The 14,507-nt window shown below is 34.4% G+C and carries 10 protein-coding genes; 3 read left to right on the top strand and 7 right to left on the bottom strand.

The genetic code is table 11. The features are described 5' to 3' along the window. Positions 1–70 precede the first annotated feature (70 nt). Both ASF10_RS06725 and ASF10_RS06720 read left to right on the top strand, forming a co-directional pair. Positions 71–955: a PorP/SprF family type IX secretion system membrane protein gene (locus tag ASF10_RS06725; RefSeq protein WP_157849050.1), complete on the top strand. Its 885-nt coding sequence runs from the start codon at positions 71–73 to the stop codon at positions 953–955. A gap of 595 nt (positions 956–1,550) precedes the next feature. Beyond that, complete coding sequence (locus tag ASF10_RS06720) at positions 1,551–6,068, top strand: T9SS sorting signal type C domain-containing protein (protein ID WP_056246977.1); 4,518 nt, start codon at positions 1,551–1,553, stop codon at positions 6,066–6,068. Between the two features lie 92 nt (positions 6,069–6,160). On the opposite strand, the gene ASF10_RS06715 is transcribed toward ASF10_RS06720, so the two are convergent. Together ASF10_RS06715 and ASF10_RS06710 are read right to left on the bottom strand one after the other, a co-directional pair. Beyond that, a complete protein-coding gene (locus tag ASF10_RS06715; protein WP_056246976.1) occupies positions 6,161–6,886 on the bottom strand; it encodes an AAA family ATPase in 726 nt (241 codons plus the stop codon). A gap of 30 nt (positions 6,887–6,916) precedes the next feature. Continuing rightward, positions 6,917–7,648 carry a YggS family pyridoxal phosphate-dependent enzyme gene (locus ASF10_RS06710; RefSeq protein WP_056246974.1) on the bottom strand — a complete coding sequence of 244 codons (732 nt, stop codon included), beginning with the start codon at positions 7,646–7,648 and terminating at the stop codon, positions 6,917–6,919. Positions 7,649–7,984: 336 nt separating this feature from the next. On the opposite strand from ASF10_RS06710, the gene ASF10_RS06705 reads away from it, so the two are divergent. Beyond that, the gene (locus tag ASF10_RS06705; RefSeq protein ID WP_056246972.1) at positions 7,985–8,248 is read left to right on the top strand and encodes a DUF2024 family protein; all 264 of its coding nucleotides are present in this window, start codon (positions 7,985–7,987) and stop codon (positions 8,246–8,248) included. Between the two features lie 58 nt (positions 8,249–8,306). Here the strand turns inward: ASF10_RS06705 and ASF10_RS06700 are convergent, their stop codons facing one another. From ASF10_RS06700 to ASF10_RS06680, 5 genes are all read right to left on the bottom strand, one after another. Continuing rightward, a complete protein-coding gene (locus ASF10_RS06700; RefSeq protein ID WP_056246969.1) occupies positions 8,307–9,719 on the bottom strand; it encodes a PLP-dependent aminotransferase family protein in 1,413 nt (470 codons plus the stop codon). A 144-nt stretch (positions 9,720–9,863) separates the two neighbouring features. Further along, positions 9,864–12,068, bottom strand: a complete 2,205-nt coding sequence (locus ASF10_RS06695; RefSeq protein ID WP_056246967.1) for a TonB-dependent receptor — start codon at positions 12,066–12,068, stop codon at positions 9,864–9,866. Positions 12,069–12,199: 131 nt separating this feature from the next. Beyond that, a complete protein-coding gene (locus ASF10_RS06690) occupies positions 12,200–12,949 on the bottom strand; it encodes a hypothetical protein (protein WP_056246966.1) in 750 nt (249 codons plus the stop codon). A gap of 37 nt (positions 12,950–12,986) precedes the next feature. Further along, positions 12,987–13,859, bottom strand: a complete 873-nt coding sequence (locus ASF10_RS06685; RefSeq protein WP_056246965.1) for a class I SAM-dependent methyltransferase — start codon at positions 13,857–13,859, stop codon at positions 12,987–12,989. A 17-nt stretch (positions 13,860–13,876) separates the two neighbouring features. Further along, on the bottom strand, positions 13,877–14,341 hold the full coding sequence (locus ASF10_RS06680) for a DUF962 domain-containing protein (protein ID WP_056246964.1): 465 nt from the start codon (positions 14,339–14,341) through the stop codon (positions 13,877–13,879). Positions 14,342–14,507 lie beyond the last annotated feature (166 nt).

The raw sequence follows: 14,507 nt of genomic DNA, 5'->3' as shown, positions 1-14,507 counted from the left end.
CAAACAAACAAGAGTAATAAAATGGTTAGAGGATAACCAAACAGAGATTAATGTAATGAAAATAAAATCAATGAGAGCAATCTATATACAGGTAATTATGTTCCTGATTATATTAGGAACAAATACCGCAAATGCGCAGTTGACAGAATATGAGTCAATGTATTTTCAAAATCAGTATTTAAACAACCCTGCTATGGCGGGGAGAGATGAAGGAATAAAATTAAACATAGGTTACCAGCGACAATGGGATCAGGTTCCGGGAAATCCGGTATTAATGAATGCTACTTTAGAATACAATTCAGGAAGCAGAGCCGGACTGGGACTAAATGTTAATAGTGACAAAGCCGGTTTAATCAGTACAACAAGAATATTAGCAACTTATGCTTATCACTTACCTGTAGGAGTTGATGAAAAGTTAAACTTTGGTTTGTCTGCTGGTGCAAAATTTACTTCTATTGATTACAATAAGATTATAGGAAGTACAGATGATATATCAGTACAGAATTTTAATGAGGGCGCTGGCTTTGATGGTGATTTGGGTATTGCATATACAAGCAGGCTATTAACAGTTCAGGCATCATTACCAAACCTTAATAGTTTTTTCTATAACACTGATGATGGAGTGAAAAAATATGCAGATCGCTCTACTTTTTATTCAGCAGTGAGTTACAAGATATTATTGTCAAATCAAGACGAAAATTTAAATATCGAGCCACTGATTGCTTATAGAGCGGTGAAGGGATATAAAGACATTTTTGATGCCGGAGCAAGATTTAATTTGCCGGACTATAAGATGAATTTGTCAGCATTTTACCATACCAATAAAATTGTTTCTACAGCATTTGGAATTGAAGTAGAAAAACTGGGGATTTTCCTGGCTTATTCTAAATATTTTGGTCCGTTGGGTGCATATGCAAATAACACTTTCGAGTGTGGACTTAATTATAAAATGTAAATAGAAATCATCTGTTTATTAAATAAAAGGGAAGGATACATATTGTATTCCTTCCCTTTTTTTATGAACCAATTTTAAATTGGAGGTACATGATTAATCAATTATTATAATGAATCTTTTATATGTTATGTTAAGTACTCAATTTTTTTTAAAAAGTACCCCTCATTCTCTTTTAATCAGTTATCACTAATTCTGACTATTTTAATCTAATTACACCTATTATAAGAAAGTAATATTACTCTTATAAATCACTATTAAGGGTTATTGATGTCTAATGTGTTAATTGCCTGACAATAAGTGTAATATATCTGTTATACTACATGATAATATACATAATAACATAAATATTTTAAGAATTTATTTGTTAATTTCACTTTTCTAATTCTGTAATTACCTGTATGTCAATATTTTGCATTTTTTAATGCATTTAGATATAAAAAAATAAATTTCAATATTATCATTACTCTACGCCATCTTCTCCCATACTACAAGGAATTCACTGATTTTTTCATTTTTAAAACTTATTATTATGAAGCTAAAATTATCTTTGTTACTCGTTTTAATTATTACTTATTCGTGGTCCCAATCTGGATCTATGAAAACGTTCACAACCAATGAGACATTTCATGTCCCGGCAGGTGTGACTAGTATTTTTGTTCAGGCTTGGGGCGGAGGCGGATCCGGCGCTGGTGCCAGTGGCTCACCATTACTCTTAGGCAGGGGTGCCGCTGGAGGAGGAGGAGGTGCTTATGCAAGTGCTCCAATTTTAGTAACTCCCGGAACAAACTTAAATATTGTGGTTGCAGGTCAGACCTCAGCTACTACTGCGAATGGTACTGCAGGAGGCAACTCTACAATTACCGGTTTCGAAACCTCTATTTTAGCAGCCGGAGGATCAGGCGGAGCTGCAAATAATGCAGGAGGTACACCTCTGGGAGGAATTGGAGGTACAGTTGCAGCTTCTGCAGGTACTGTAAAGTTCGCTGGTGGAAATGGTGGAAATGGTAATTCATGGAATCTTTTAGGATTATTACTTTCCTCCGGAGCAGGTGGTGCCGGAGCAGGTTCTGGAGGATTAGGCGGTACTGCCGTTTCGGGCTTACTTTTAAGTAATGCACCCGGAAATGCAGGTTCGCCCCCTGGAGGCGCAGGCAGCGGAGCAATAAATTCAGCATTAGGTGCTTCACAAATTGGTGGTGCCGGTGCAGCTGGCCGCGTTATTATTTCTTACAGCTGTGCTAATTTTAGTCTTACTGGCACAAGCGCCACAAGTATTTGTGCTTCTGCTGGTACAACATCATCAGTTACGATAACGGGGAGTCCCGCCTCATTGCCTGTTGGTAATTACGTAGTAACGTATGATCGAAGCAGTCCGGGTGCCACAGGTTTAACCGCTAATTTGACTGTTAGTACAGCAGGCACAGGAACTTTTATAGCAACAGGATTAAGTACAGTAGGTTCCAGTACTATAACGATTACTAAGCTTACTTCAGAATCTTGTTCTTCTAATATTACAAGTAATAATACAGCTGTAGTTACAATATCGGCTGCAACAGTTGCCGGTACAGTAAGTGGAGGAACTACAATTTGTTCAGGAGCTACAAGCGGAGTATTAACTTTGTCAGGACATAGCGGATCTATTGTTAAATGGCAGTCTTCTGTAAGTCCGTTTACTACATGGACTGATATTGCTAATACTACAGTAACTTATACTTCAGGAATATTAACAGAGACTACTCAATTTAGAGCAGTTGTTCAGAATGGAGTTTTTTGTGCGGCATTAAATTCTACAGCAACAGAGGTTACAGTAATCCCGAGACCAACTATAACAATATCATCAGATGCTAATCCAATTTCTTGTTCGAATGATGATGAAAGATTCCCAAGCTTTACTTATAGTGCAACAACTGGGAGTCCAGTAACCTACAGTATTACTTGGAACCAATCTCCACCTAATAGTTTTGTAGCGGTTACAGACAAGAGCCTGTCTCCGGAATCTATCCAAATTTCTGTTCCTGCAAATACTGGGGAAGGAACATATACAGGAACCGTAACAGTAAAAGATGCAAATGGTTGTGTAAGTTTGGGAGCAACTTTTAACGTAAATGTGATTGATCCTCCTTCAATTACTACAACAGGAATTCTTGATGAGATTAACACGAGTACTAGCAGTCAAAATGCCTTATTATCATATACTGCAAGTGTAAATAACCCAGTAAGATATAGTGTTATATGGGATTCTGATGCGATTGAAGATCAATCTGAAACTTTGTTTAATTTTTCATCAAGTGGAGGTGTCATAAATACAATTGTGATACCAGCAAATACACCAGCTGGAACTTATACAGGAAAACTAATTATTGGAGATTCGAGTGTGTTTTGTAGTAGTGTTCAATCAATTTCTATAACCATAAATGCTTTGCCAACTATTGAATTAGCAGCTGCAGCAACGACTGTTTGTTCAAGTTCTACTATACAAACTACAGACTTAAGTTATGGTTCGCTCACAGGAAGCCCAACAACATATAGTATTGTATGGGATGTATCTCCTGCAAATAGTTTTGCAACAGTTATAGATGGAGCTATACCAGCCAGCCCTTTTACAATTGTTATTCCTGCAGGTACAGTAGCTGGAACTTATACAGGAACATTGACAGTAAAAAATGCAAATGGCGCTGTCAGCACTCCAGGTTCAATTTTTACAGTAACAGTAAATCCATCACCAACAATAACATTAACACAAACTGAGTTTAATGCTTGTTCGTATAATAGTTTTAGCCAACCTATAGAGCTGGCTTATAGTAACACGACAGGATCTCCTTTAACCTACAGTATTGTTTGGGATGCATCGTCTCCAAATAATAGCTTTGCAAATGTTACTAATGAAAGTTTGCCGGATAGTCCAATTGAAATTGAGATTCCGGAAGGAACAATTGCAGGAACCTATACAGGTATATTAACTGTAAAAAATGCAGCAGGTTGTGTAAGTTCTAATTCTTCTTTTGATATACATATACAAGAAAGTCCTACAATTACTTCTACTGGCCAGATTGATTCGGTTAATCAAAGCACTAGCGCTCAAAATGCCTCATTAACATATTCAGGTGTTACGGGAGATCCTACTAGTTATTCTCTATATTGGGGTTTAGAAGCACTTGGTGCTTCATTTGAAAATCAGGAAGATGTTCCTTTTACTTTTGTATCAAGTGGAGGTGTTATAAATAATATTGAGATCCCTGCTAATGTTGCACCAGGATCTTATACAGGCACAATGTATATTATTAATGGAACATGCTTTGGTGTTCTTCCTGTAACTATAACGGTAAATGCTTTACCAACAATAGAATTAGCATCTTCTGCAGCAGACATTTGTCCAGACGTTCATTTTTTTGTAAATAGTACCACATTAAATTATAGTGCTACAACAGGAAATCCTGTAACTTACAGTATTGTTTGGAACGCATCTCCGGCAAACAATCTTTCGCAAATTACTGACGCACAATTGCCAGATTCTCCTATAACAATTATTGTACCTGTAAGTACTAATGCAAATACTTATACAGGAACATTGACTGTAAAAGATGCAAGCGGTAATACAAGTTTAGGTTCAGTTTTTACTTTAAAAGTAAATCAGCTTGTTAATATTTCTGCACCAGGATTCGTAGTTTCTATTGATCCGGTTAATACAAGCAGTAGCCCGCAGACGACAACTTTAACCTATGATAGCACTACTGGCAGTCCTACCAGTTATTCTGTTGATTGGAACGATCAGGCAAATCTTCGTTCTTTAGCAGATCAGCCTATTACTTCATTTGCTTTTGCACCAAATGGCGGTATCCTAAATAATATTGAAATATCTGCAGATGTTTTACCAGGAACTTATCAAGGTAGATTGAAGATTTACGGTGAAATTTGTGAGACAAGTATACCTGTATCTATAGAGATAACTGAACCGGCACCAACAATACAAACAGCACCTTCTGCCAACCTTGTATGTTCAAATATCAATGCACAAACTACAAAATTAGCAGTAGGTGCAATTACAGGAAGTCCAACTACCTATAGTATTGTCTGGAATACATCTCCTGCAAATAATTTTGTAGATGTTACAGATGCAACGCTGGTGTATAATTCACCATTTATAATTGATGTGCCCGCAGGTACAGCTGTAGCGACTTATACAGGAACACTAACAGTAAAAAATGCAAATGGTGTAGAGAGTTCAGGTAACAGTTTTACAGTAACGGTAAATCAGGGCCCTACAATTACAACAACAGGAATAATTAATTCGGTTTGTTCAAGTAATAACCCTCAAGGTGCGCTTTTGCAATATACGACCTCTAGTGGTAGTCCTTCAAGTTATTCTATAGATTGGGATGTGGCAGCAAATGATGCTTTATTGGAAGACAAACCAACTACTTCATTTACCTTTTCAACAAGTACTACTTTTATTTTAATTGACATCGCTCCAAATGTTTTACCAGGAACTTATTCAGGAACATTAGTAATTAACAATGCTGTTTGTTCACAATCTTATCCAATATCTATAACAATAACAACAGGATTAGTTGGAGGAACAGTTACAGGTGGTACTACAATTACTTCAGGCAGTACAAGTGGTTTGCTTACATTATCAGGTAATACAGGAGGTGTTACTAAATGGCAATCTTCTGTAAGTCCATTTACTACATGGTCAGATATAGCGAATAAAAACAAGACTTATACTTCAGGACCATTAACAGAAACTACTCAATTTAGAGCTGTTGTTCAGGGCGGAACATGCTTTATTGTAAATTCTGAATCAACTACTGTTACAGTTTTATCTTCATTTGGGAAATCAATTTCAGAAATTGCATCAGCAGGAACAGATTTAGAGTCAGCCGAAAAAGCAACTACAGTTACTGCTTTTAATCAGGTAATTAATGTAGAAACTACTAATCAGACTATAAATCAGGTATTTGTTTTTGATGTAGCAGGAAATTTACTTTACAGGAAAGATGGCGTATCAGATTCTAAATTAATTATCAATAGCTTAAGATCCAGTAATCAGGTTTTAGTTGTTAAAGTAGTTTTGAATGATAACCGTATCGCGACTAAAAAAGTGATTTATTAAATATCAGTTTAATTTAAAATTAAAAACCATTCGTCGAGGCGAATGGTTTTTTTTGATATAAAAGCTTTTTATTTGGTAGAAAATTATTGCAGTTATTCCGTAACTTCTAATAGTTTTTGAAGTTCCAATTCTGCAATAATTTGTTTTTTCATCGTTGTATGAATATAATCTTTCGCTTCGGCATATGAGATTTTATACTTACGTGGAATATCTTGTAAATGAATAGGAAAAGTATTCAATAATTTGTCATAATAAATATCTAATTCACTTTCGACAGGCATTTCAAACTGTAGCCGAATCTGGAATCTTCTCAACAAAGCAGTATCAATAGTATGATAATGATTCGTAGCACAAATAAGCAAACTATCCGTAGGGAAATAATCAATAAGCTGAATAATGGTATTAACAAGACGTCTCATTTCGCCAACGTCTTTATCATCGCTATCGCGACTTTTGCCAATCTGGTCGAATTCATCTAAAAATAATACCGACTTTTCTCTAATCGCTTTATCGAATATAGCTTTTACATTTTTTGATGTTTCACCAATTCGGGCATTGATTAAAGTACTCAGGTTAATAATCACAATATTTTTGTTCAAAGCAGTTGCAATAGCTTTTGCCGTGGTCGTTTTACCGCAACCGGAATGTCCGTGAAGTAATATTTTGTTATCTACTTTAAGATTGTATTTTTTTAATTCCTCAAGATATTCATGTTCTTTAATCGTTTGCATTAAAGCAGCCTTATTTTCTTCACTAAAAAGTAAATCAGCTAAAGCTATTTTTTCGGTATCATTTACGGTAAGCTCGTATAGATTCATTTCAATTTTTATTTGATGCAAAATTAAAGTTTATTCTGCAATATTCTCATTCCAAATATCTTTTCCCAAAAAGCGGTTTCCAAAAATCGAAGTTCCAATTCTAACCAGATTAGAACCTTCGGCAATAGCCAGTTCTAAATCCTGAGACATTCCCATAGAAAGTTTTAAATCTCCTGTTCCTTCTATTTTTGCATTATAAATATCATCCCTGATTTCTCTCAATAACCTTAAGGAAGGCAGCATTTTTTCTTTCTCAACATCTAATAAACCAATCGTCATTAAACCTTTTATTTTTAAAGTACCGTATTTCTTTATTTCTCTTATAAACGAAATTACTTCATGCGGCGGAAGTCCAAATTTACTTTCCTCAAACGAAGTATTTACCTGTATAAAAACATCCAGATTTCTGCCTTCTTTTTGTAATTGTTTATCAAGTTCCTGTGCCAGATTCAATCTGTCCAGAGACTGAATGCAGGAAACATATTTCAGGACATCTTTTATTTTATTGGTTTGAAGATGACCAATAAAATGACGTTCAATATTTAATCCTTTTAAGTCAAAATCTTTATCCCGCAACTCCTGCATTTTATTCTCGCCCATTAAAGTTTCTCCGGCTTCAATGGCAATTTTGATTTTATCGGCAGGAACAGTTTTCGTAGCCAATAATAATTGAACATCATTTGTGTTTCTGCCCGAAAGTTTACAAGCAGCTTCAATTCTATTATGAACTTCTTTTAAGTTCGAAATTATCATCTCATTCATGATGCAAAATTATAAGTTATCTGGTTTATAGTTCTGATCCAGTTTTAAGGTTTTAAAATAGTCCAGTTTCATTTTTATGAAATAGAAACCAGACCAGTAATTTGCAATAAATCAAAAAACTGGATTATACCGCTTCTGAATAACCGGAGTAAATTTGTTCTAATAAAAATCAAAGCCACTCAAGATAGCTATTGGATTAAAAGGTTAAACAGATTAAAAAAATCTGCTCAATCTGCCAGAAAAAATATTCAGGACAAAGATTTAATTTAAAAAAGAGAAATAGATTGTGTTTAAATAAACTGCACAATCAGCTAATAAAAACTAAAAGAACAATTTATGAAAGTAGCAGTATGGGATACTTATGTTACCCGAAAAGACGGAAAAGTGATGCATTTTGATATTCTTGTAGACGAGAATACAAATGACGAAAATGAGATTTTTGAATTTGGGAAAAAATATTTAAAAACAGTTTCACAGGAAGGTCAGCCTTTAACCTCAAAAGAATGTAGATTTTGTCATATTGATAAAGCACCAACAGAAGTAGAAAATCAGATTAAGGAAAATGGTTTTTCTATTATCGAAATGGAAAATTGTAACTAATTACCTTAATTCAAAATTTTACAGGCTGAAAAATAAAAGGTTTTTCAGCCTTAATTTTTTATATAAATTCTGAAAGTGCTATAATTCCATCCTCCATTTGTTGCTCAGTAAGGGAGGCATAACCTAATCTAAATCCGGAAATAGAATCTGTAAAGCTAAAATTTTCAGGATTTATGATTTTAATGCCTTTGCTTAATAATTGCTGACAAACAAATGCGACGTCAATTTTAGAATTGGGTACAATCCAAAAAGCCAGACCACCTTCAGGTTTAGAGAAAGTAATCTTATCTTTAAGATGTTGATTACAGAGACTCTCAAAATAATCTCTTTTTGATTTATAAATCAGATTCGTTTTTTTAAGATGCCTTTTAATAATTCCTTCATTGATAAGATGCAGCACGGCTTCTTCCATAATATTGTCACCTTGTACATCGATTATTTTCCTGTGTTCGCCTACTTTTCGAATGTTTTCAGGAGTAGTCACCAAATAACCAATACGCAATGCCGGCGCTACAATCTTGCTTAAAGTGCCAATGTAGATAAAGTTTTGAGCATTTTCATAACTTGAAATAGGTAATACCGGACGCTGACCAAAATGAAATTCGTGATCATAATCATCCTCAATTATTGTAAAACCATATCGATTGGATAATTCAATAAGTTTTAATCTCTTTTTGAGACTCATCGTTACCGTAGTTGGAAATTGATGATGTGGCGTAACATATATGGCTTTTATAGTACTGTATGTTTTTAGGTATTTTTCGACTTCAACTAAATTTAGTCCATCACCATCAATACTTACCGGAAGCAATTTTGCTCCTGCATTTTCAAACGCTTTCCATGCCGGTTTATACCCCGGATTTTCGATCATAACATAATCGCCCTGAGAAAATAAACAATGAGCGGCAAGATACATCGCCATTTGACTGCCGCGCGTAATACAAATTTGATCTGGAGAAACATTCATTCCTCTTTTAAAATTTAGCATTTGCGCAATTGCCTTTCTAAAATCTACAGTACCAAATTCAGTACTGTATCCCATGATCTGCCAACGTGATTTTCGATTAAAGATTTCCCTGTAAGCGCGGGCAAGATCAGTCATAGGAGCAAGTCGGCTATCTGGGAGACCGTCATCAAAAACAAGATGAGGTTTTACTTCACTATCATCAACTGTTTTAGGCTCTTTGCGTTTTTTATCCAGAAGTATTTCCGGTAGTATGTCAGCAACAAAAGTTCCTTTTCTGTCTATGGTAATCAGCCACCCTTCGGCAATTAAAACATCAAGAGCTTCGATTACAGTATTTCGATTCACGAGTAGTAAACCTGCTAATTGCCTGCTTCCGGGTAAAGCATTGCCACTAGATAATTTACCGGATTTTATGGCATAAATAATCGCATCGGCAATTTGAAGATAAAGTGCCGTATTGGATTTTTTGTCTAACTGAATTTCTAATTGCCAAGGTCGTAACATCTGGACTATCTGTTTGAGTAAAAACTGTCTTATGCAGCCAGACCAAAGTTAAGATATTCTTGTAAAGCATTATAAAGGAACTTCAATTAAATAAACATAGAAAAAACTCAATATCTGAATTTTTATATTTGAAAATAATAATTACTACCAGCTATATTTCAGGATTAACCTGGCATTAAAAGGAGTTCCGGCTGTAAAATGTATTTCTTCGACAGGATCAGTTTCTGTAGCCAGTCTTGTCTCTGTTAAAAATTGTGTTTCTTTCCATTTCGTATCAAAAATATTGTCAATGTTTATCCCAATCGAAATCTTTTTAATTTGATAATTTACGGAGAAATCCGTGATGCAATATCCTTTTGCAACAACAGAGTTATCTTCGTTTGCAGGTCTGTCGCCTAAAAACCGTGTTCTTAAACTTCCTGAAAATCCTTTTAAATCTTTAATAGAAAGTCCGCTTGTTAAAGTATGAACAGGAGCAAGAGGTAAATAATCCTGTCCTTTTGGTTCATCAATAGAGCGGGCATGTGTATAAGTATAATCAGTGTTCCAGAATAACCAATTGGTAAATTGATATCTTAAGCCAAAATCAAAACCTTTACGTGCTGTTTTTCCGCTTGGTTCAACAACCGCTTCATCGCCCACATATACAAATTCCTGTGCCAGATATAAGTACCACAAAGCCGAGTTAACGATCATTCTTGGAAAAGGTTTCCAATTAATACCCAGATCTGCACCATAAGTTTCAGGAAGAATTTTTTGACCTTTTTGTGCCACTACAACACGCGCATCATTGCTGTGAAAACCTTTTCCTAATTTTAAGAAATATTGTAAAGTATTATCCTGAGTATATAAAAAATTTAGTTTAGGGCTTACAATTGCTTTCGTCTGTGTTTGATTGCTGTAAGTTGGCGCCAATTGATCTTCGTAACCAAATTTAAAATAATCCAGACGCAAGCCCGTATTAATAAGCCATTTTCCGGATATAAAATCAGCGCTGGCATACGAGAAAAGATTCGTCTGATTTACATTTCCAAGGCTTAAATATTCCAGAACAGTTTTTCGATTTACCGTATGTGATAATTCGATATTTTTATTGTTATCATTTCGCAATCCGGCACCTAATTTAAAACTCCATTTGTCATTTATTTTGCGGTCATAATCAGACTGAAATCCTACAATGGTTCGATTATCTTTTTGCCTGATTTGGTCTCCGTTTACAGGATCGTTCAAGAAAAAGGTAAAATTAGAAAACAGTTCAAAATCATATTTACTTAAATATGCCGTGTTTTTAATCTTAGAATAATCGTCAATTTTAGAATCATATTGCAGGTTTACATTTGTTCGTCCGGTATTTCCACCTTCATTAGAATCAATTGCCCCAAAATGCGAAATCATTCCGCTATTTACAGCACGATCCGGAATTTGTCCGCTCGCATCCCATTGACTTGTAAAATGAGATAACGAGATCGCAATGTTATCTCCGTTCTTTATTTTAGCAGAATATTTTGCAAATAAATTGATGCGGTTAAAGTTTTGCGGAGCATCAAAATAACCATTCGTCATCATGTATTCTCCGGCAAAATAAGCCGATTGGTTTTCAGTATTTAGTAAATCAAACAAAGCAACCGTTCTAAAAGTATCAAATTGCCCCATTTCAAAAGATACCGAACTGTTTTTTAAAGCTTTTTTAGTATTAAAAGCAATGTAACCAGTGGTAGTAAAATCGCCTTTATCGGCAAAATAAGCACCTTTGTCAAAATCGATATTATCCACCGTTTCCGGAATTACAAAATGAAGATCAGCATAACCCTGACCGTGTGCGTGAGAAACCATATTTACAGGCATTCCGTCTACAGAAACACTAATATCTGTACCGTGATCACAGTCAAAACCTCTTAGAAAAATTTGTTCTGCTTTTCCACCGCCCGCATGTTGACCAATAAAAAGTCCCGGCACTTTGCGCATTAGATCCTGAGAATTTGAGACAGGCTGAATTTCTAAGTCTATTTTAGAAATTGTATTCAGGTATTTAAGACTATTGGTGATGGTAACCTCCTCAAGTAAAAACGGTTTTTCTTCTAATACAATAGATCGTAAATCTGTACCCTGAATTTTAAAATTTTGAGTAATAAAACCTTGTTTGGAGATTTGAATACTATCCTGAGGATTTGTATTTTCGATTATAAATTTCCCGTTGATATCGCTATGAGCATGCGTTTTTGATGTAAAATTATGAATGAGAACATCGTCAATTGGTTTTCCGTCTGTATTTGTAACTGTACCATTTACAGATTGGGCATTTATAGAAAAAGACAACATAAAAATTCCAAGAACAAATAATAATTTCATGAGATTACAGGGAGTAACTTTAATAATAATAAAGTTGCAAAAGTAACTCAACTAATAGAAAATATAAAATAGAATTTGTTAAATGTAAGAAAATAATTATATTTTATATTTTTGTTTTTGAATTAGGAATATTATTCCTCAAAGATTTTTTCAGTATCAACCGGATTATTTTCCTGATATAGTTTTTGTCCTATTGCACCTTTATCTCCCAAGGCACGCCCTTTTATTAACCACGCAATTCCAAATGCAAAAAGCGCAAGTGCCTCAAGTACCAAAGTCGAATAGGTAAATAATTTTAAAGACTCTGAAATAGGTACCAGAATAACCAACACAATAATTGCATAACCACAAGTTCTGTAAATGTTGTTTTCATTTAAAATACTCTTCGGCGCTCTCGTTTCGTTTTCCTGCCCAATCGTAAAAACATTAATCGCTAATAAAGCAAATATCAAAAACAATAATGCGGCAAAACCATAATGAAGCCAACCCAGCCACTTTTCAGGAAAAGGAATCAGGGTATAAATTTTATTCTTAAAATCCTCTGGATTTGTTGGAAATAAAGCAACTCCTATAGCCATAATTCCGGAAATGTTGGTCAGTAAATAATCGTTTTTCCAGAATGAAGCATTTCTGTTGCCTTTGTAACAAATAAGGAATAATCCAACGGCGCATAAAGTTCCGGTAAATATTTCTCTTAAGTTCGTGTAATAATAATCACTAATAGAAGGCTGAACTTTGGTTTGAAAAAAAGAAATCAAAGAAAGTCCCACTAATAATATCGGAAGACTAATTCCTAAATAACCAATCGCACGCCTGATTCTTCTGTAAGTGAAAATATCATAACTTTCAATTTTAATCTCGCTGTTTATATTTATTTTCATCGTTTACCGGATAATTTCAGTGATTAAAAACGAAGCTTTATTGTTTTACTCCAATAGCAGTTCTGTAAAACTCATAACCATTTTCGGTTCTGTTTGGTAAATATCTCTCGCGATATTCATTTGCACCTAAATCTTCTATTAATTTAATATCAAACTGATTTAGATAATCGGGTAATTTGTCAGGAATAAAACCAAATGTCCATTGCTCTTCAAGCTCGTTAAGGTCATTTAATAATTTTTCGCCACCTAAAAATGATTTAGGATTTTCGAGTATATCCTGATGTACATAAGTAAAAATAACATGCGAATTTTTGGCAAATTTAGAAATAAAAGCAAACGTTTTATTAATAGCCGTTTCAGTCAAATAATTTGTAACCCCTTCCCAAATTACAGCGGTAGGTTTACTAAAGTCTATATTGTGTTGTGCCGCTAATTGATCGAGATCCTGTTTGTTGAAATCTATTTGAAGAAAATCAATATTGTCAGGAACCTTGCCAAGTCGGTTTTTATAAATTCGACGTTTAAAATTTGATGTATTAGGATGATCAATTTCTATAACCGAAACATCTTTTAAGAAGTCAAGACGAAGAGCTCTGGTATCAAATCCGGCGCCCAAAATAATTACCTGTTTTACGCCACTTAAAATAGCTTTTTGCAGCAATTCATCAATATATTTTGTTCGAGCAATTCCAGAAGAAAAAGCCCCGGGTACTTTTTTTTGTATCGTATTTTCGACATATTTTCTAATAGCAGGATATTTAGACAGGCGCGTAGCGAATCTTAATTTTGTATCCAGAAAATGTATCGCATAAGGATCTGAAAATAAACGGTCTTTTTTATTCAATCGGGACTCTAAAGCTCTAAACAAAGCCATGTATTGAGCCGTTCTGCTGGTTTTATCTGCTTTCATAACTTTTGATAAGTATATTATTTCTTCGAAAATAAATTCTCAACAACCCACGCCGGACCAATCATCAGGAACTGAAGATCTTTTAAGAAAGAAGGTTTTTTGCCTTCTATATTATGTCCGTAGAATTGACCAATCCAGGCAATCACAAAAACACCAATAGAAAATATCCATAAAGGCACAAGTTGCCCTATAAAATAATTTACCACAAGACAAATCGCTGATAAAATGGCAATTTTAATCGCCATAGAAACAGATAAACGGATATAGAAAATGAGAACAAAAATAAGCACCACAACAGCCCAGTTTTCAATAATAGGCGCATTTAGTTTTAATGTATTTGCGATAATATCACTTGGAATACTCATTAATAAACCAACTATAGAAAAGTAAATTGCAGGAACACATATATAATGTATCGCCTTGTTTTTTGGGTTTTGATGACTTACTGCGTATTCGTCAAACCATTGTTCTAATGTTCTCATTGTTTTGGGTTTAGATATACGTAAATCTAATAAAATTTCTTTTATTTTGGTCGTAGGCAGGATTTTTTATTAAGAATTAAGAATCAGAAAAATATTAAAAAGAAATGCGCAAAGAGAGAAACATTTGCGCATTTTTTATCAACTTCTATTTATAGAGAAGTTTTAA

It is taken from the genome of Flavobacterium sp. Leaf82 (assembly GCF_001422725.1).
Lineage (GTDB): Bacteria > Bacteroidota > Bacteroidia > Flavobacteriales > Flavobacteriaceae > Flavobacterium.
Note: the sequence above shows the minus strand (reverse complement) of the source record. Positions and strands in the feature narration are given on the sequence as shown.

Bases quoted from the DNA above. Each gene is read 5' to 3' on its own strand.
- ASF10_RS06705 (WP_056246972.1), top strand. From the start codon at position 7,985: ATGAAAGTAGCAGTATGGGATACTTATGTTACCCGAAAAGACGGAAAA.
- ASF10_RS06725 (WP_157849050.1), top strand. From the start codon at position 71: ATGAGAGCAATCTATATACAGGTAATTATGTTCCTGATTATATTAGGA.
- ASF10_RS06720 (WP_056246977.1), top strand. From the start codon at position 1,551: ATGAAAACGTTCACAACCAATGAGACATTTCATGTCCCGGCAGGTGTG.
- ASF10_RS06685 (WP_056246965.1), bottom strand. From the start codon at position 13,859: ATGAAAGCAGATAAAACCAGCAGAACGGCTCAATACATGGCTTTGTTT.
- ASF10_RS06680 (WP_056246964.1), bottom strand. From the start codon at position 14,341: ATGAGAACATTAGAACAATGGTTTGACGAATACGCAGTAAGTCATCAA.
- ASF10_RS06695 (WP_056246967.1), bottom strand. From the start codon at position 12,068: ATGAAATTATTATTTGTTCTTGGAATTTTTATGTTGTCTTTTTCTATA.
- ASF10_RS06700 (WP_056246969.1), bottom strand. From the start codon at position 9,719: ATGTTACGACCTTGGCAATTAGAAATTCAGTTAGACAAAAAATCCAAT.
- ASF10_RS06715 (WP_056246976.1), bottom strand. From the start codon at position 6,886: ATGAATCTATACGAGCTTACCGTAAATGATACCGAAAAAATAGCTTTA.
- ASF10_RS06690 (WP_056246966.1), bottom strand. From the start codon at position 12,949: ATGAAAATAAATATAAACAGCGAGATTAAAATTGAAAGTTATGATATT.
- ASF10_RS06710 (WP_056246974.1), bottom strand. From the start codon at position 7,648: ATGAATGAGATGATAATTTCGAACTTAAAAGAAGTTCATAATAGAATT.